Annotated in this window: 18 protein-coding genes; 11 read left to right on the forward strand and 7 right to left on the reverse strand. The window is 38.2% G+C overall.

Translation table 11 applies throughout. The features are described 5' to 3' along the window. Positions 1-2,146, forward strand: a 2,146-nt coding sequence (locus CYO92_RS09380) for a hypothetical protein (protein WP_180997821.1), incomplete at its 5' end; no start/stop codon positions are given. Positions 2,147-2,356: 210 nt separating this feature from the next. On the opposite strand, the gene CYO92_RS09115 is transcribed toward CYO92_RS09380, so the two are convergent. Both CYO92_RS09115 and CYO92_RS09120 read right to left on the reverse strand, forming a co-directional pair. After that, positions 2,357-3,379 carry an ABC transporter substrate-binding protein gene (locus CYO92_RS09115; RefSeq protein ID WP_103589274.1) on the reverse strand — a complete coding sequence of 341 codons (1,023 nt, stop codon included), beginning with the start codon at positions 3,377-3,379 and terminating at the stop codon, positions 2,357-2,359. A 210-nt stretch (positions 3,380-3,589) separates the two neighbouring features. Next, a complete protein-coding gene (locus CYO92_RS09120) occupies positions 3,590-5,425 on the reverse strand; it encodes an aryl-sulfate sulfotransferase (RefSeq protein ID WP_103589275.1) in 1,836 nt (611 codons plus the stop codon). Positions 5,426-5,702: 277 nt separating this feature from the next. Here CYO92_RS09120 and CYO92_RS09125 point away from each other — a divergent pair, with 277 nt between their 5' ends. The 7 genes from CYO92_RS09125 to CYO92_RS09155 all read left to right on the forward strand — a co-directional run bounded on the left by CYO92_RS09125 (position 5,703) and on the right by CYO92_RS09155 (position 11,717). After that, complete coding sequence (locus CYO92_RS09125) at positions 5,703-6,449, forward strand: carboxymuconolactone decarboxylase family protein (protein WP_103589276.1); 747 nt, start codon at positions 5,703-5,705, stop codon at positions 6,447-6,449. 115 nt (positions 6,450-6,564) lie between these two features. After that, positions 6,565-7,221 (forward strand): thiol:disulfide interchange protein DsbA/DsbL, encoded by a 657-nt coding sequence (locus CYO92_RS09130; protein ID WP_103589277.1) that lies wholly within the window; start codon positions 6,565-6,567, stop codon positions 7,219-7,221. 8 nt (positions 7,222-7,229) lie between these two features. After that, on the forward strand, positions 7,230-7,850 hold the full coding sequence (gene dsbI / locus CYO92_RS09135; protein ID WP_103589278.1) for a protein-disulfide oxidoreductase DsbI: 621 nt from the start codon (positions 7,230-7,232) through the stop codon (positions 7,848-7,850). 45 nt (positions 7,851-7,895) lie between these two features. Beyond that, complete coding sequence (locus tag CYO92_RS09140) at positions 7,896-9,545, forward strand: sensor histidine kinase (RefSeq protein ID WP_103589279.1); 1,650 nt, start codon at positions 7,896-7,898, stop codon at positions 9,543-9,545. A gap of 1 nt (position 9,546) precedes the next feature. Continuing rightward, positions 9,547-10,227 carry a response regulator transcription factor gene (locus CYO92_RS09145; protein ID WP_084109786.1) on the forward strand — a complete coding sequence of 227 codons (681 nt, stop codon included), beginning with the start codon at positions 9,547-9,549 and terminating at the stop codon, positions 10,225-10,227. 93 nt (positions 10,228-10,320) lie between these two features. Beyond that, positions 10,321-10,890, forward strand: coding sequence for a hypothetical protein (locus CYO92_RS09150; protein ID WP_103589280.1), 570 nt, complete (start codon positions 10,321-10,323; stop codon positions 10,888-10,890). A 92-nt stretch (positions 10,891-10,982) separates the two neighbouring features. Then, positions 10,983-11,717 (forward strand): hydroxymethylpyrimidine/phosphomethylpyrimidine kinase, encoded by a 735-nt coding sequence (locus CYO92_RS09155; RefSeq protein ID WP_103589281.1) that lies wholly within the window; start codon positions 10,983-10,985, stop codon positions 11,715-11,717. Between the two features lie 3 nt (positions 11,718-11,720). Here the strand turns inward: CYO92_RS09155 and CYO92_RS09160 are convergent, their stop codons facing one another. The 3 genes from CYO92_RS09160 to purM are packed head-to-tail and all read right to left on the reverse strand — an operon-like array spanning position 11,721 to position 13,385. Further along, the gene (locus CYO92_RS09160) at positions 11,721-12,143 is read right to left on the reverse strand and encodes an RDD family protein (protein WP_103589282.1); all 423 of its coding nucleotides are present in this window, start codon (positions 12,141-12,143) and stop codon (positions 11,721-11,723) included. Between the two features lies 1 nt (position 12,144). Beyond that, entirely contained in the window at positions 12,145-12,402 is a 258-nt protein-coding gene (locus CYO92_RS09165) for a hypothetical protein (RefSeq protein ID WP_103589283.1), read from the reverse strand. Beyond that, positions 12,402-13,385 (reverse strand): phosphoribosylformylglycinamidine cyclo-ligase, encoded by a 984-nt coding sequence (gene purM, locus CYO92_RS09170; protein ID WP_103589284.1) that lies wholly within the window; start codon positions 13,383-13,385, stop codon positions 12,402-12,404. Before purM ends, CYO92_RS09165 begins: the two co-directional genes overlap by 1 nt. 80 nt (positions 13,386-13,465) lie before the next feature. Here purM and coaE point away from each other — a divergent pair, with 80 nt between their 5' ends. Continuing rightward, positions 13,466-14,062 (forward strand): dephospho-CoA kinase, encoded by a 597-nt coding sequence (coaE, locus tag CYO92_RS09175; protein ID WP_103589285.1) that lies wholly within the window; start codon positions 13,466-13,468, stop codon positions 14,060-14,062. Positions 14,063-14,109: 47 nt separating this feature from the next. Next, positions 14,110-14,853: a diaminopimelate epimerase gene (gene dapF, locus CYO92_RS09180; RefSeq protein WP_103589286.1), complete on the forward strand. Its 744-nt coding sequence runs from the start codon at positions 14,110-14,112 to the stop codon at positions 14,851-14,853. Between the two features lie 239 nt (positions 14,854-15,092). On the opposite strand, the gene rplT is transcribed toward dapF, so the two are convergent. Then, positions 15,093-15,449: a 50S ribosomal protein L20 gene (gene rplT / locus CYO92_RS09185; protein ID WP_004317321.1), complete on the reverse strand. Its 357-nt coding sequence runs from the start codon at positions 15,447-15,449 to the stop codon at positions 15,093-15,095. Positions 15,450-15,549: 100 nt separating this feature from the next. Further along, positions 15,550-15,741 (reverse strand): 50S ribosomal protein L35, encoded by a 192-nt coding sequence (gene rpmI, locus CYO92_RS09190; protein ID WP_054195943.1) that lies wholly within the window; start codon positions 15,739-15,741, stop codon positions 15,550-15,552. Positions 15,742-15,943: 202 nt separating this feature from the next. On the opposite strand from rpmI, the gene CYO92_RS09195 reads away from it, so the two are divergent. Further along, positions 15,944-17,440, forward strand: a complete 1,497-nt coding sequence (locus CYO92_RS09195) for a C69 family dipeptidase (RefSeq protein ID WP_103589287.1) — start codon at positions 15,944-15,946, stop codon at positions 17,438-17,440. Positions 17,441-17,866: the final 426 nt, after the last annotated feature.

The following is a 17,866-nucleotide window of genomic DNA, read 5'->3' on the forward strand; positions in this document are numbered from 1 at the left end:
TAGCACAGCAAAAGCTTCAAACTATCCAGATGATGGCTCAGTAGCAAAGATAGTAAATCCTAATCCAAATTTAAAAGTGTTTGGATCGGATAATGCAGATAAAATAACCGTAGACGGCGCAAAAATAGAATCTGTATATGGTGGAGTTGGAAACGATAACGTTGATCTAAAAGACGGTGCTGAGGCAGTAGAAATTTTTGGTGGTTTTGGAAATGATGGTATAACCGTAAATAATTCTACGGTAAGTGGACGAGCTGCTAAAGATTATATGGGTAATGATATCAAAGAGGCTATCGTAGGCGGCGAGGGCGATGATACGATCTCTGTACAAAACCAATCTAACGTAAGAGGTAATATTTCTGGAGATCAAGGTAGCAATACTATTACTGTAGAGAGTGGCTCTAAAGTAGCTGGCTGGGTTTACGGCGCAAATGCTAAAACCGCCGACATGTATAACGAAACTGGAAATAACACTATATTAGTCACAGGAAAAAATACCGAGGTATCTCGAGTCGGCGATGTGAGCTCGGGTAACTCTACGATAACAATAAGCGATAAGGCTAAGGTAAAATCTGTGCACGGCGATAAAGGTGTCGATACTATAATGGTAGATAACGCCACTGTGGCCGAAAAGATCGAGGGCGGACACGGCGATGATAAAATTTACGTTAGAAACGGTGCTAGAGTAGAAGGCTACGTTACTGGAGATCTAGATAACGATACTATAAATATCAACGGTAATGCCAAAGTCCAAGGTGGCTTCATTGGTGCAGGTGCTGGAGCTGATGATAAAGTAAACATAAGTGGTAATGCCGAAGTAAGCAGTGCGTTTTTAAAACTAGGTGCTTCTTCGTATAACAGCGGTAAAACAACTGATAAAACTACCCTAAATGTGACTGGAGACGCTGTGATAGATGGCGTAACTATCTTGTCTGGTGACTCTTTGGGTAAGCAAGTTATGAATTTTCACCAAAATGGTGAAGCGAAAGTTAGACAAATTGCTGGCAGCAATAATAAAGATGTTATAGACATTGCCGGAAATTTTACCGTGACTGGAACAATAGATGGCAATGGTGGAGATGATGAGATAAATATACATAACGGAGCCACAGCAAAATTTACAGCAAATATGGGTGAAGGTGTTGATACACTAACAGTAAGTAATGCTACACTTAAAGATTCTATTGTTGATATGGGTAGTGGTATCGACAAAATAAATATAAATTCTGGAGCAAAATTAGAAAAGTCTTCTATAAACGCTGGTGCCGGAGAAGATATTATAAAGATCGAAGGTAAGAGTGCTACTGATGAAGATCGTATAGTATTTGATAGCTCTACTTTAAATACCGGAGCTGATAACGATATAGTAGAGGTTACCAATACTACGTTTATGAATAGCAATAATAGAGGTTTATCCGAGTTAAGAACAGATGATGGTAACGACACAATCACTATAAAAGACGGCACTATATTCCAAGACTTCTCTTATATAGCTGCTGGAAATGGTGTAGATACTATAACTCTAGAAAGTGGAGCTAAATTTAATCAAGCTAATGTATATGCAGATGCTGGCGACGATATAATAAATGTTAACGGAGCAGAATTTAAAGACGGCGGCATACACGGTGGAGTAGGAGGTGATAAAATTTTTGTCAACTCTGGAAAATTTGATAACGCTAGTATAGAGGGCGATGCCGGTGATGACACGATCCATATCAAAGCTGGAGCTAGATTTGAAAATTCTTCTATATATGGTGATAGCGTAATGAGTGAAACCGGTAATGATACTATCATAGTAGACAAAGGCGCAACGCTGATTAATACGACTATCGACGGCGGAGCCGGATATGATACATTAAAAGTTGCTGACAATAGCATAGATTTTAGTCATGTAAGAAATATCGAAAGACTAGATATGACTAATGGAGAAAACACAAACTTAACTCTTACAGCTAGCAATGTTCAAGATATACTACGTGATAGTAATGAGAGTACACTAAGAATAGATGGTGACAAAGGTGATAGGCTAAAACTTACTGATGGTGGTTGGGACAATGGTCATCCAAGCTCAAACGAAGGCTATACTCTTTATAGCAATGGTACAACTACAATCGAAGTTAAAAACGATGTACACGTTGATCTTTAAAAATTAAACCAAAACGCTTTAATCCCAAAGGAAATTCCTTTGGGATATTCTTTCTTATCATTAAATTTTTATAATTGTTTATATTTTTAACTAGCATCAAATCTACAAAATTTTAGTTATTTAATCAGTAAGTCTGGATGATAAACAAAGGCTTAAAATGGATTAAAATTTGGCGGTAAATGTAGATAAATTTACCGCCATAAGGATAAATTATTTTCCAGTTGGGTCTAAGCCATTTAAGATGTAATTTACTTCATCATCGCTTAGCTCATAGTGTAAAAATTCTTTATAAAATTTCTTCGTTTCAGCTACTATATCTATATCTTTAAAAATTTCAGGGTGTAATATCTTAGCCGCCCATAAAATTTGCAGTGCTCCCTCGGCGCCATATCTATCCCAGCTAAAAACGCCGGTAGGATTTACGTAAACTTTTTTATTTTTGACGGCTTTGGTGCCCGCGTAGATAGGATTTTCGTATATCTTTTGTAAAATTTCTGGAGCTTTAGCTCTGCCTACGATGATGACGTCGGGATCTGCGTTAGGTATCTCTTCTGCGTTTAGTTCAAGCATATTTCCTGCTTTTTGAACCGCGTTTTGGCCGCCTGCGACCCTTATCCACTCGTCTATGATCGTATTTGTGCCATCAACTTTGAATAAATTTTTACCATCAGCTATGTGAAGTACTTTTGGTCTGTCTGACGCAGCGATCTTATCTGTTTTGCTTAGTGCTTTTTTAAGGTTGCCGTCAAAATACTCGTTAAATTTTTGAGCGATCTTCGGCGCGTCGCCTCCTATGACCTCAGCCATTATAGATACGCTCTTTTTCATATCCGCATGATTCGTAAATGACGGATAAAGCACGGTAAAGCCGTTTTTAGTTAGCTCTTCTTTGTTCTTTTTATCGGCGGCTATAACGACGTCTGGGCTTAGTTTAACTAGCTCTTCTACCTGCAAATCTTTGCCGTTTACGCCGTTTGGTATGCTTGAAATTCTAGGATAAACGTGCGCAAACCATTTGTTGTTTTTGATAAGATCGGTAGTTGCTACTATCTTGTCCGCGCCACCAAGCATTAATATGATTTGATTGTTCGCATACCAAAGCGTAGCGATTTTTTCTACTTTCGCGGGAACTTTTACGACGTCGCCAGTAATATCTTTGACATCTCTAAACTCAGCTGCATTAAGCAAAAGGCTTGCAAACAGCACTACTAAAGCCATGAAAAATTTTTTCATTTTTTCTCCTTATGTTAAATATATATTTTTATATATAAGTACTAATACTATATGTTATCGCCTTAATAAACAATATCTTTACAATATAAATTTCTAATTTAGAGCTTTAAAATTTATGAGCGAATGTGAATTTTTGTCTATTATTGATAGATTAAATTTATAGCAAGGACTCCCCTTCTTGCACTTGGCAAAAAAGGGAGAAAAGAGAGATTATTTCTCAAAAGCTTTTTGCAAGCTAAATGGAAACGCTTGATAGCCCATAGCATTTGTCATCTTTATCTCGATGCTAGGCTCTTTTGCGCCCCACTCAAACTCATCAATGTGTGGGCTAGGAAGTCCTACTGGGCGGCCTTTTGCGATGTCAAACTGCATGCCAGCAACGGCTGAGTAGACCATCACACTATCAAGGTCATCTTGATACTGCGTAAGGCTAGTAACCGAACTATACCACTCTTTGCCACGCTCTTTGCCGTACTCCCAAATTTGCTCAACGGTCTTTTTCTTTTCATCTATTTTATAAACGACTGCGCGAGAGTACTTCATGCCAGCGATAGCTGGTTGCTCCATGCCCCTTGTGTCGCCGTTGTCAAAGACGCTTAGATAAATTTCGCCTTTTTTAGACTTGCTATCTATCCTAAATGCAGTGTGCTGCGTCCATTGCCAGTCAAAGCCACCTTTGTCGCTCTCGTATCCTGGGCATTTTGAGTATTCATCTTCGCAGACGATCTTGTTGCCTTTGCTATCAACTGGCTGAAGGAGTTTATCTTTAAATTTATCGCTCCAACCCTTGTGAGCGCCCATGATCCATTTTACTTGTTTATCGCGGCCGATCTTGATAACTGCGTCTTGGTGGCGGCTTGAAATGATGATGCTATCATCGCTTGGGTCGTAATCCACGCTATTTACGTGCGCCCAGTTACGTCCGGGGCCTGCGCCAACTATGTCGCCCCATTTATCGTGCGTATCCATAGATTGAAGCTCGTCAGAGCTTGCTGTGTGGCCTGCTTTTTTAGCGTCGATGTTTAAGCAAACTGCGCCTTGATCAAGCGTTTTTAGCACGATATCACGGTAAGGATCGAGGATTTCATATAGTCTAAAATCATCAACTACGTTGCCATCTCTGTCAAGCTCAACGATCACATCGCGCACTGTTCTTACATTTTTGCCATCAGCCCTTTTATAGTCGGCATTTGCCACGCGCAAGAAGTAGTGTCCGTTTTGTGCTACGTCCATCGAGTGAGAGAAGTCGTTGTAGCTAGCTGGTAGCTCGCGGTTAAAAATTTCTCTACCCATGATGTCGTATTTTGCGTATCTTTGGCCATATCCCCAAGTCATAGCGCCGTCGTCATTTTGCTTAAAGCCCATCATCACGCCAGCGTGAAATGGCTGCTTTAGATCGTAAATTTTACTTGGTTCAAGATACCATCTAACCTCGCCTTTTGTATCAAGGATGAAGTTATTTGGGCTGTAGTTCCACTCGATCGCACCGCCAGCTGGGTTGTTCCAAACGACTTTTGTGCCCTTGCCTGTTTTATTTACAAAGTTATTTACGTAGTAGAGGCGGTTTGCAAATTTAGCGCTTGCTGGCTTAGTAACCTCGATCTTGTCAAATAGTGCGCCCTTTTGATTTGGTGTACCTGAGCTTTCTAGGTAGATAGCTGGGGCGTAAATTTTATAGCTCTCTTTTATGTGCTCGGTCTTACCTTTGTAGCTCTTGTCGTATTCGACCTCAACGGTGTTTTGATAGTCAGGATACATGCCAAAAACTGGGATGCCGCCATGTGTGCGAAGATGCTTGTCAGCCACTTTGTAGCTTATCACCTGACCACCTTGTTTTGGCACAATGGTTACTTTGGCATTGCTTAGTGTGTAGCCGCCATTTTTGATGACTGCTGTAAGTGGAGCAGTATCGTATGGATTTACCACTACTTCGCCGATAGCTCCTGTTATAGCGTAGTCAAGTTTAGCTCCGCTTGGACCGCCTATCGCAAAAGCGCTAGAGCAAAACACAGAGGCTAGTGCAACACAACTCAAAGTCTTTTTCATAACATCTCCTTTGGATAAATTTTATAAACTCTACTCATAAAGCTTATAAAATTTAGAAAAAGCCTTGGAACGCCCAAGGCTTAAAATAGGTAAAAGGAGTAATAAAAAATATTGCGTCCTTCGTAATTGTAATAAAATCTTATAACATAAAAATCACGATAAACTTTATAATGGCTTAAAACCTAAATTTATATTAAAAATTTTTGCCTTTTTGGACCTTAAGCTGGCATTTACGCTTTAGCACTTATAATCAGCCCCAAACAATGGAGTAAAACTTATGACACTAACTTACAATGCAAAGAAAATTTATGAAAATTGGTTTGAATCAAAAAGTGAGCTTGAAGAGAGCAATGCTAGCTTTTTAGAGGATTATTTAAATTTTTTAGGCGATATTAGTGAAGTGATAAATATTGATGAAAAAACAAGGCTTTCGGTTATCATCGCCTCTCTTTGCGTGAGTAAAGGCGCAAAAAGCTCATTTAAAAGCTTCATTAGGGCTGCTTTAAATGTAGGCATATCAGCAAAAGAGATAAGAGAAATTTTATATCAAGCAGTGCCTTATGCTGGGCTTGGCAAGGTAGAAGATTATATATTTCTAGCTGATGAAATTTTTAATGAGCGCTATATAGAGCCTGAAAATATGCCTAAAAAATCAAGAGAAGGCAGAGGCGAACGAGGCCTTGAGATACAAAGAAAACTCTTCCCATCGGTTGATAAATTTATCGCATCAATGCCAAATGATCAAAAGCATATAATGGAGTTTTTATCGCAAAACTGCTTTGGCGATTTTTATGCAAGAGATGGACTTAGCTTAGAGCTTAGGGAGCTTTTGACATTTGTCTATATCACGACTCTTGGCTTTGCAAAACCACAGCTTTTAGGGCACATTGCTGCAAATTTTGGTATCGGTAACGATAGAGCCAAACTAATAAGCGTTGTTACGACACTTATACCATTTATAGGCTATCCAAGTGCTTTGAATGCATTATCAGCAATAAATGAGATAAGTTCTAGTAAAAATTAAATTTTTAATCAATGCGATATCTTATAAATTTCAGCCAAAATTTATTCTAGCGTTAAATTTGCGGTTGAGCTTGGTTGTAGAATAACTCAAAATAAATCATCTAAAGGAGATTGTTATGAGTTTTCTATCTAAATTTAGTAAGGCTATCTTTGCTGTTGCGGTGGCTGGAGTGATTAGTGCTAGTGCATTTAGCGAGGGTGAGGACTACGTCAAGCTTGAAAAGCCACTAAGCGCGGGACAAAATACGCTAGTTAAAATTTTTAGCTACGCTTGCCCATTTTGTTACAAGTACGACAAGAGCGTCACTCCAAAGGTAGTTGAGAAAATTCCTGGACTAAAATACGAGCCATTTCACCTAAAGACAAAGGGCGATTATGGCGAGGTTGCGAGCAAGGTTTTTGCCGTGCTTATCGTTATGGATGAGGCAAAGGGAGTGAGCTTGTTTGATGAAAATTCGCTATTTAAAAAGGCTAAATTTGCCTACTACAAGGCTTATCATGACAAAAAAGAGCGCTGGAGTGACGGCAAAGATACTGAGGGTTTTTTAAAGACTGGACTTGAGGCTGCTGGCGTTAGTAAAGCAGACTACGAAAAAGAGCTAGCTAATCCAAAAGTGACTGAGCTACTTAAAAAGTGGGATGAGAGCTATGACGTGGCTAAAATTCAAGGTGTGCCAGCATTTGTCGTAAATGGCAAATATCTCATCATGACAAAATCAATCAGCTCGCTTGACGGCATGGCAGCACTCATCGAAGAGCTTCTTAAAAAATAAGGTGTCACATGAGCTTTTTTAGAAAAATGGCTAAATTTCAAGACTCACGCATCTCTTGGGCGATCCTAGTCTTTGTAAGCGTTGGGCTTGTCGTTATCGCGCACTCGCTCTTTCAAAACTACGCTTATATGCCTCCTTGCGAGCAGTGCGTCTATATACGTTTTGCATTTTTATGTATGGCACTTGGTGGCGTGATCGCTATGATAAACCCAAAAAATTTGCTATTTGCTCTAGTTGGCTACGTTTTTGCCTTTTGGGGAGCGGTGCAGGGCATAATGTATAGTGTAAAGCTAGCTAAAATTCACGATGCAGTGCATGGCGATGATCCTTTTGGCGTGCAGGGCTGCTCTACTGAGCCACACTATCCATTTGGTTTGCCGCTTGAAAAGTGGGCGCCTGACTGGTTTATGCCAACAGGCGACTGCGGATATGACAGCCCTATGGTGCCTGATGGCGTGGTGCTAAGTGATTTGCAAAAGAGCATAGTTGATCTTTATGCGGACGGCTGGTATCTTGTGCCATCATCTAAATTTATGTCGATGGCTGATTGTACGCTGCTCGGATTTGGTGTTTGTTTTGTAGTGCTTGCACTTATGCTCGTTTCAAAGCTTTTATCCTTTTTAAAATGAATTTAGTTAGCCCAAAATTGGGCTAACTTAGGATATACTGCGCATATGGGTATTAATTTAAAATCACAAAATATTAAAATCTACGCCATCATCTTGCTTGCTAGCCTTTTTGTAATACTTCTTGGGCTAAATATTTATAGCAATGCAAAAGAGAAAATCATAGAGCTATCTGATAAAAATAACATAGCAGTTAGCAAAAATATCGTAAACAACTTTCAAATTTGGCTTGATGAGCGGATAAATTCACTCATTCGTGCGTCAAAATTTATACAAAATGCAGGCATCGTAGATGACGATGAAAAGATAGCTGGCTTTATAAAGCTCTTTAAACAAAACGCAAAAGAATTTGATCTAATGCAGCTTTTAAGGGATGATGGAGAAATTTTTGTAGATGGAGAGAAAATTTTAGAAGAAGTTATGCCAAAGAGTGAAAGAGCAGGGCTTATCTGGTATGTGGAGACAAAAAATACAAATGCCCCAAGCGTAAATTTCATGCAAAAACATAAAATTTTAAAAGGCTCAACTCTAAATTTATGCGTTCCAGTCACAAAACAAGCGGAATTTAAAGCAGCACTTTGTGGCGTCGTACGTATAGAAAATATCTTTAATAGCATTAAAAATTTTAGTCTTGCGCCAAATTCTTACTCATTTTTAGTGACTCATAGCGGTGAAATTTTAACATCGATACCTGATCTTGCTTTAAAAAAAGAGATCGAGGAGAAATTTAAAGAGTTGTTTTTAAAAGATGAAGATATTACAAGCTTAAAAATAGGACAAAATTTAATCCAAGTAGCTGAGATACCAACGATAAATTGGTTCATAGGAGCTGGCACAAATAATGAAGAGGAAATTTCAGCTTTAACAAAAGAAGCTTTAAAAAATGCTCTAAGCTTACTCTTTGCCTTCGTTGCGCTCACATTTTTAGCAAATATTCTTCATAATTTTATGTATAACAAGATAAAAAAGATACAAGATGAGTATGAAACTTTGCTGACTCATAGAGCCAAAATGAGTGAGGCTGGCGAGCTAATAAGTGGTATAAATCATCAATTCATTCAACCTGTAAATTCGCTAAAACTAATGCTAAGCTCGTGCATAATGTTAAAAAAGGAAGGTAAATTAAGCGATGAGGAGCTAATAAATTTACTTGAAAAAGGGCAAAGCTCGGTCAAACTTCTTTCAAGTACTATTGAAATTTTTAGAAATTTTTACAAAAGCGCTGAAAATGTGAGCGAATTTGAGGTGCAAACAAGCGTTAAAAACCTAATAACTCTCATGCACACAGAGCTAAGCCGTGCAAATGTGAGTGTAAAATTTAGTGGCTTTAATGAACAAAAAGTTCGTCAGATAGAAAATATAATCCAACAAATTTTACTAATCCTAATACACAACGCAAAAGACTCACTTGTCGAAAGCTACAAAAATGAGCCACTAAAACGTATCATTGAGATAAAATTTAGAAGCTTTGAAGATAAGTGCTACATCGGAGTTTATGACAATGGAAATGGTGTAAGCGAGCAAATGAGTGAGAAAATTTTTACTTGGCTAAATACCACCAAAAAGCAAGGAAATGGCATAGGACTTTATTTTGCTAAAAAGCTAGCGCAAGAAAAGCTAAATGGTGACGTAAGACTCGTAAATAACGCAAAACCAACGGTATTTGAGCTAAGTTTTGATATAAATTTAAAGGACTAAAATGCAAGAAGTCTTAGAAATTTTAAAAAAGACGTCCGTCTTGGTAGTTGAAGATGATGATATGGCAAGAGAGCTTATTATTAGCGGGCTTAAACCTTATTGCGAGCAGGTAATTGGTGCTTGCAATGGACAAGATGGCGTGGAGAAATTTAAAAAGCAAGGTTTTGATATCGTGATGAGCGATATTCATATGCCAGTGCTTAATGGCTTTGAGATGATGAATGAGATGAAGCGCACAAAGCCACACCAAAAATTTATCGTCTTTACCTCTTATGATAGCGATGAAAATTTGATAAAAAGCATGGAGGAAGGGGCGATGCTTTTTTTAAAAAAGCCTATTGATATGAAGGATCTTAGATCAATGCTTATTAGTTTAAGTTTTGAACGAGATGAAAAGCTAGTTTATTTAAGTGATGAGGTGAGTATAAATTTAAAAAGAGAGAAAATTTATAAAAACGGCATTGAAATTTATCTTAGCTTTTTGCAAAATAAGATATTTTGGCTCTTTGCTTATAACCTAAATAAGCTAGTTACTTATGAGATGATAGAAGAATTTGTCTATGAGAGCGATGTTAGCAAGGCGGCTATCCAAAATGTGATACTTCGCCTAAAACGCGAGCTTGGTGTAAAATTTAAAAACATCAGCGAGAGTGGATATATTTTAATCACAAAATCTGAATGATTTAGAATTATCGCCACCTTGTACCATAGTACAATATACAAAAGTAATTAAATATACTAAAATACCGACAAATAAAAATAAGGAATAAAGAAGATGGCAGCAGTAGCTGGTATAGTTAAAAGCGTTTCATCTGATGTTATAGCGATAGACCAAAATGATCATGTAAGAGTTTTAGACGTAAATGATAAAGTATATATCGGAGAGGCTATAAAGGGCGAGAGTGAAAGCTCAAGTATTACAATCACTGCGAATGATGGACAAGATATATCAATAAACGGATACGATACTCTTTGGCTAGATAGTAGCGTAGTAAGTGATGATATTGGTGAGTCTAGCATAGATACTGACGCATTGTTTAAAGCACTTCTTGGCAATGATTATGTATCGATTTTAGATCATATAAATGAAAAAGTAGATGATATCCTTAGCGCAACCAATTTAGAGCAAGAAGAGCTAAGTGATGAGGCTAGCGTAAATATTAGTTTTAATGAAATAGATCCAAATTTAGCAAATGAGCATGGATTAAGAGAAGATGATCTTTTGACTAAAATAAACGAACATAAAGAGAGCGATAAGCAGATAGATCCTAGCTTTGAGCATACAAATCTTAATGCAACTACGATATATATAGATATCGATAACGACTTAAATAAACTTTCATAAATTTGAGCTTTTTGCTCAAATTTCTTCTGTTTTAGAAAACTCAAATTTATCTAATATCCTCTATAATAAGCCAAAAATTTCAAAGGAAAACGATGAAAAAAATTCTAATCATCGCAGGCTCTTGCAATAGTGGCACAGCTGGGCTTCAAGCAGATATAAAAACATGTGCTAGGCTTAATTGTTATAGTGCAACAGCGGTAACTTCTTTGGTTGCTGAGACTACGGATGCTGTAAAGAGTGTAGTTTGCTTAGAGCCTAGTTTTGTCAAAGATCAGCTAAATACGCTTGCGGAAGAATTTAGCTTTGATGCGATTAAGATAGGTATGTTATTTAGTGAAGAGATTATGGAAGTGGTGCGTGAGTTTTTACTAGCTCAAAACACCAAAGTAGTGCTTGATCCAGTTTGCGTCTCAAAAAGCGGACACAAGCTTATAAAAGATAGTGCGTTGGCAAAGCTAAAAGAGCTAATGAGCTTAGCTACAGTAACTACTCCAAATTTAGATGAGGCAAATGTACTTTTTGGTGATGATTATAAAGATTTGCCTTGTGACGTCATTGTAAAAAAACATATCAGCGAAGATAGCAGTATAGACACACTTTATAAAAAAGATGGTTCACTAAGGAATTTTAAAACCCCACTTGTTAATCCGCTTGTGATGAGTGGAACTGGTTGTAGTTTCTCAACTGCACTTGCTTGCTTTTTAGCAAAGGGCAAGAGCCTAGAGGAGTCTATACAACTTTCAAAAGAGTATATTTGCTCTATCATAAAAGAGAGCATAGATACAAAACTTGGTAAAAATCGCCTACTTTGGCATGGAGCGAAGTAAAATTTATCCCTCTGATCTTTGCACGGCAGCTGAGTGAGTGATGATGTCGTGCAGATTTAGTTTGTCTTTTCTAAAGAAACAAAGGCAAAGCCCAAGTATGCTAAAGCCAGCAAAGGCAAAGCAAATTTGGCGCAAGATGGTGTGAAAAAAGCTTAGTTTTCTGCCAGTTTTTAGGTTTATCAGATAAATTTCTTGTGCTTTATAGCCTGGAGTTTGTGCTTTTATGCTAAAAAAAAGGCACATTATAAGTGAGATCAAGCTATTTGCACCAAAAATGGCAATTTGGTTATGCAAAAATGCCTCTTTGCCATCAAGCACAAGATATGTTGTCGCATAAAATATCGGCATACCGATGATAAAAAGATCGATAACAAAGGCCTTTGCTCTAGCCCAAATAGGTGCGATTTTTGCCTTTTGCTTTGCCAAGTTAATTTCCTGTATTTATGTAGATACGGCTAAATTTCTCCCAGTCGTATAGATAGACTAGGCTGTCGCTCTTACCATTATCATGTGTGACGCAGAGCATAGTAGAGGCGCGTGAGACTTTGCGCCAGTGATTATAGAGATCAAGTTTTTTGATATCGCTTTCTAGTACACCAAAACAGCCTATATACTCATAAATACTAAGATCAAAAAAGCTCTTATTTTCGGTCTTTAGCAAGCGTTTTTTGCTATTTTCTTGCATTAAACTAGCTCTACGCCTTTGCCATTTACTACTTCACCGATCACGTAGCCATCGCTACTAGCTAGGACAGCATCTACGTTTTCTTTTGGCACAACCAATATCATGCCAACGCCCATGTTAAAGGTTCTCATCATCTCGCTTTCTTCTACTTTTTGAGCGATGATTTTAAAAATTTCAGGCGTTTTTATAGCGTTTTTTTGCACCTTTGCGCCAAGCCCAGCAGGGAAGACGCGAGGTAAGTTTTCAACTATGCCACCACCGGTAATGTGAGCCATTGCTGTGATCTTATCTTTTAATCTTAAAAAGTCGCTCACGTAAATTCTAGTTGGCTCAAGAAGTACGTCGATGAGCTTTTTATCGCCTACTTTTTCATCAAATTTTAGTCCAAGCTCGCTAACTACTTTTCTTGCAAGAGAGAAGCCATTTGAGTGCAGACCGCTACTTGGAAGTGCGACTAAAACGTCACCAGATTTTACAAATTTGCTCCTATCGATCTCATCAGCCTCAGCGATACCAACGGCAAATCCAGCAAGATCGAAGTCGCCTTTTTCATACATCGATGGCATCTCAGCTGTCTCACCACCAATAAGTGCGCATTGCGCCTTTTTGCAGCCATTTGCGATGCTTTTTACTACCTCTTTGGCGCTTTCTATCTCAAGCTTTGCAGTCGCGTAGTAGTCGAGGAAAAAGAGTGGTGTGGCGAAGTTGCAGATGAGATCATTTACGCACATTGCGACTAGATCCTCGCCAACGCCGTCAAATTTCTTAGCGTCGATAGCTAGGCGAAGCTTCGTGCCAACGCCATCGGTCGCGCCTAAAATAGCTGGATTTTTATACCCACTTGGTAGTCTGACTGCTCCTGAAAATGACCCAATGCCACCTATGACGTTTGGTGTTTGTGTAGATTTTACGAAAGGCTTTATCGCCTCAACAAAGCTATTTCCAGCATCTATATCCACTCCAGCATCTTTATAGCTTATCATCTTTGCCCTTTTTTGTAATTTTTTAAAACTTTAGCCAAAAGTTGCTAAAATTGTCATCAATTTTCAAAAATGGAGCGAGTTTGCAGAAATTTCCAAACGCTTATGTTATTACAGGCTCTATTGCTAGCGGTAAAAGTACGGCTATAAATTTGCTAAAAGAGCGAGGCTTTAGCGTGATTGATGCGGACGTGATCGCTCATGAACAGCTTGAAATTTGTAAATGTGAGATAGTGGAATTTTTTGGCAAGCAAATTTTAGATGAGACTGGCAAGATAGAGCGCAAAAAACTAGGTGCCATTGTTTTTAATGATCCAAAAAAATTAAAAATTTTAGAGCAAATTTTGCATCCAAAGATAAAGGAAGAAATTTTATCTTGCGCTACAAAGCTTGAGTGCTTGGGACAGGTTTATTTTGTCGATATCCCTTTGTTTTTTGAAAAAGAGGATCTCTACGCTGAGTTTAAAAATGTAGCCGTGATTTACGCACCAAAAGAGCTTTTACTAAGGCGTCTAATGAGCAGAAACGGTCTAAGTTTAGAGGATGCAAAAGCAAGAGTGGAGCTTCAGATGGATATCGAGCAAAAGCGAAAAAAAGCAAATTTTATCATAGATAATAGTGGTGATAAAGAAAATTTAGAGCAAGAACTAGAGAAATTTCTAAGGCAAATTTATGGCTGAGCTTATATAAATTTGGCAAAAAGTAGAGCAATTTTAAAGGAAAAATAATGCAAGTTTCAAAGTACAACGCTAGCGGTAATGATTTTGTCATATTTCATACATTTTTGAGCAAAGACAGAAGCGAGCTAGCAAGGCAAATTTGTAGCCGAACAAACGGCGTGGGAGCTGACGGGCTAATAGTACTTTTGCCTTACGAAAAGGGCGTGAAATGGGAGTTTTACAACAGCGACGGAAGCTACGCTGCGATGTGTGGCAATGGCTCGCGCGCGGCTGCTAGATATGCCTATCTAAATGGTCTTGTTAGTTCAAACGAATTTGTCTTGCTAACTGGTAGCGGCGAGGTTGTGGCAAGTGTTAAAAATGAGTGTGTCGAGGTTGTGCTAACAAGTCCAAAAATTTTAAGCGAGCCACTAAATGAAGGCGGCAAAACTTGGTATTTTTACGATACTGGCGTGCCTCATCTTGTAAATTTCACGCAAAATTTAGATGAATTTGACGTCAAAGAGTGCAGGGCGCTTCGCCAAAAGTACAACGCAAATGTAAATTTAGCCAAATTTGAGGGTGGAGTTTTAAAGGTTAGAACCTACGAAAAGGGCGTAGAGGACGAGACGCTAGCTTGTGGCACTGGCATGGCGGCTTGCTTTTACGGCGCTACTTTAAATTTAAACGCAGCGCAATGCCTAAAAGTCTATCCAAAAAGTGGCGAGGAACTTGGCCTTAGACTAGAAAGCGGCAAAATTTTATTTAGTGGAGCGGTGAAACACTGCTTTGATACGAGTATTGAAATTTAGCTATTTAGAGCGAGTTTTATACTTGCTCTTGGCTAGTTTGGCTAGTAATGGTAAGCAAATTTTTCAAATTTATATTACTAAATTTGCACCTAGCTGATGAAGTAAAATTTTATAGTGGTATTAATTTAAAATTTGAATACAAAATAACTAATTAAAAAAATTTCGAAAAATAAATTTTAATAAAAATTTGAATAGAAATTTAAAAAAAAGAAGATCTCCGCCGAAGCGGAGAAAAGGTGTTATTTCAAAGCATCTTTTGCTTGTTTTGCAAGTGCCGCAAATGCCTTCGCGTCATTCATAGCTAGATCAGCTAAAATTTTTCTATCAAGTTCGATCTTAGCTTTGTTTAAGCCGTTGATAAATCTTGAATAGCTAATGTCGTTTAGTCTGCAAGCTGCGTTGATACGAACGATCCATAAACGTCTGAAATCACGTTTTTTCTGGCGTCTGTCGCGGTATGCGTAAACTAAACTTCTCTCTAGTTGCTCTTTAGCTTTTCTAAAGTGTTTATGTCTAGCACTGAAAAAGCCACGTGCTAGCTTTAAAACTTTCTTATGGCGTCTTCTTCTAACTACGCCCGTTTTTACTCTTGCCATATTTATCCTTTTACAAATTGGCGCTCACTAAGTGAGTCTTGCCCCTAAATTTGGGGGAGTTTGAATGACTTTTTTGTCAAAAACTTAAATCTAAGCTGCTTTATACGCCGAGCATTTTGCGAACGGCTGAGACGTTTGTGCTATCCACATAGTGTGGGCCACGAAGGTCTCTCATACGCTTACTAGGTTTTTTTGTTAAGATATGGCTTCTAAAAGCAGAGCCTCTTTTTATCTTATTTTTACCTACTTTAAAGCGCTTAGCAGCACCGCGAACGGTTTTCATCTTTGGCATGCTAATCCTTTTTGAAATTTTATACGCAATTGCGTAAGTTTTGGATTATAGCGAAAATACCTTTAGAAAATTTAAATTTCACTTAGAGAAAATTTGCAATAAATTTACATTAAACTTAAAAAAATTTTAAAATTTATAATTAAATTATTAAATTTGGCATATAATCACATATAAGAAATTTATTTCACTAAAGGAGTAAAGAATGAAAGGCAAAATTCTTGCATCAATTGTTGCTATGAGTGCGATTTTAGGCACAAGTAGCTTGGCATGCACTACCATTTTAGTAGGAGATAAAGCTTCAAATGACGGCTCCATGCTGGTTGCCAGGAGCGCTGATAGCAAGGCTATAAAGGCTCAAGTCTTTTTGATCCATCCAGCAAAGAAAAACCAAACTGGTATGCATAGCTCAAAGGCACATGACGGCGCAAATGACTTTACATATCCACTTCCAAAAGATGGCATGAGATACACAACCATCGCAAACTCTCACACAAAACTTCACGGAGCGGTCGGCTACAATGAGGCTGGCGTTGGACTAAGTGGCACTGAGACTATTTACGCAAAAGACGAGCTTTTAAAGATCGATCCATATAACGAAGAGAGTGGCATCACAGAGGATGATATCCCAGACGTGCTTTTGCCACGTATGAAGAGTGCAAAAGAGGGTGTTAAGCTCCTTGGCGAGATAGTTGAGACAAAAGGCGCTGGTGAGGGCTTTGGTGTGGTATTTATTGATGCAAACGAGCTTTGGTACTTTGAGACTGGTACAGGCCACAAATGGATCGCTTCAAAGATCCCGCAAGATGAGTACTTCGTCACTGCAAATCAAGGCAGACTTCACGCTTATAAAGAGAATGATCCAAATTTCATGGGAGCAAAAGATGTCATCAAATTTGCGATCGACAATAAGACTTATGATCCTGCAAAAGATGGCGAATTTAACTTTACAAAGGCCTATACAAGAGACGATGAGAGAGATGTGACTTACAACTATCCACGTGTTTGCTGGGTTCAAAGTATGTTTAACCCAAGCTTAAAACAAGACTTTGCCGATGGTCAGAAATTCCCAGTATTTTTAAAACCAGAGAAAAAGCTAAGCGTTGAGGATCTAAAAGCTGCGATGAGAGCCCACTACAACGGCACGCCGTTTGATAACTACGCTAGTAAAGATGAAGATAAGAAAAACGTCTACCGCGCCATAAGCGTCTTTAGAACATACGAGTCTCACGTCATGCAGGTGCGCCCTTGGCTACCAAAAGAGATCGGTCGCGTAACTTACGTCGCTCTTGGTATGGCTGATCTTAGTGTTTATTTGCCGTATTACGAGGGACTTGATGGCTTTATAAAAGGCTACTCAGATGGCTCATACGACGCTGATGACACCTCAATATACTGGGTTTATAGAAAGCTTCAAACCCTTGTGATGACTGACTATGAGAAGTATTCGCCAGTGGTAAAAGAGGCCTACGCTAAATTTGAAAAAGAGTTGGCGGTAAAACAGGCTAAATTTGAAGATGAGTACGTCAAACTTTATAAAAAAGATAAGAAAAAAGCGGACAAACTCTTAAATGAATTTAGTCAAAAGACTATGCAAGAGGCCAAGGATTTAACTCAGGAGCTTACAAATAAGGTCTTTACTATGCTTACAGCTGATTTGGACGCTAAGCTAAAATCTTTAAATAAAGGCAAAAAAGACTAAAAACTTTGGGCGTGAAATTTAGTAGCGCCCAGACTTTAAACAAAAATTTGGCAAATAGCGTTTATAATGCGGCAAAAATTCACTACAAAGGAAAAACGCTGATGCCTTGTCCCATGCATAAAGCTCGTTAATCTTGGCAAAAAACATATCAGCGATTTTCAAAAATCACGCAAATTTTTAAACAATTTCACATTTTTTTACATTGAAATAAATCCCTTTTTGCTAGCAGGTCCACTGCATTGTAACTGCATTTTTAATAGCAAAGCTAAGCAGTGTTTGAAATTTGGCAAGGATCTTTTCAGTAGGGTTTTTTATAAATTTTACTTTAGTTTAAGAAGAAGTGGGTGTCATCCGCCGTGTTTGAGGTGATTAAATTTATTGTTTGAGCTGTGATAGTGAAAATTTGGCTTTTGGTGGCAGAAGGGG

The sequence above is a fragment of the Campylobacter concisus genome, assembly GCF_002913715.1.
GTDB lineage: Bacteria > Campylobacterota > Campylobacteria > Campylobacterales > Campylobacteraceae > Campylobacter_A > Campylobacter_A concisus_AG.

Coding starts and splice junctions, on each gene's coding strand:
- CYO92_RS09115 (WP_103589274.1), bottom strand. CDS start 3,379: ATGAAAAAATTTTTCATGGCTTTAGTAGTGCTGTTTGCAAGCCTTTTG.
- CYO92_RS09120 (WP_103589275.1), bottom strand. CDS start 5,425: ATGAAAAAGACTTTGAGTTGTGTTGCACTAGCCTCTGTGTTTTGCTCT.
- CYO92_RS09125 (WP_103589276.1), top strand. CDS start 5,703: ATGACACTAACTTACAATGCAAAGAAAATTTATGAAAATTGGTTTGAA.
- CYO92_RS09130 (WP_103589277.1), top strand. CDS start 6,565: ATGAGTTTTCTATCTAAATTTAGTAAGGCTATCTTTGCTGTTGCGGTG.
- dsbI (WP_103589278.1), top strand. CDS start 7,230: ATGAGCTTTTTTAGAAAAATGGCTAAATTTCAAGACTCACGCATCTCT.
- CYO92_RS09140 (WP_103589279.1), top strand. CDS start 7,896: ATGGGTATTAATTTAAAATCACAAAATATTAAAATCTACGCCATCATC.
- CYO92_RS09145 (WP_084109786.1), top strand. CDS start 9,547: ATGCAAGAAGTCTTAGAAATTTTAAAAAAGACGTCCGTCTTGGTAGTT.
- CYO92_RS09150 (WP_103589280.1), top strand. CDS start 10,321: ATGGCAGCAGTAGCTGGTATAGTTAAAAGCGTTTCATCTGATGTTATA.
- CYO92_RS09155 (WP_103589281.1), top strand. CDS start 10,983: ATGAAAAAAATTCTAATCATCGCAGGCTCTTGCAATAGTGGCACAGCT.
- CYO92_RS09165 (WP_103589283.1), bottom strand. CDS start 12,402: ATGCAAGAAAATAGCAAAAAACGCTTGCTAAAGACCGAAAATAAGAGC.
- purM (WP_103589284.1), bottom strand. CDS start 13,385: ATGATAAGCTATAAAGATGCTGGAGTGGATATAGATGCTGGAAATAGC.
- dapF (WP_103589286.1), top strand. CDS start 14,110: ATGCAAGTTTCAAAGTACAACGCTAGCGGTAATGATTTTGTCATATTT.
- rplT (WP_004317321.1), bottom strand. CDS start 15,449: ATGGCAAGAGTAAAAACGGGCGTAGTTAGAAGAAGACGCCATAAGAAA.
- rpmI (WP_054195943.1), bottom strand. CDS start 15,741: ATGCCAAAGATGAAAACCGTTCGCGGTGCTGCTAAGCGCTTTAAAGTA.
- CYO92_RS09195 (WP_103589287.1), top strand. CDS start 15,944: ATGAAAGGCAAAATTCTTGCATCAATTGTTGCTATGAGTGCGATTTTA.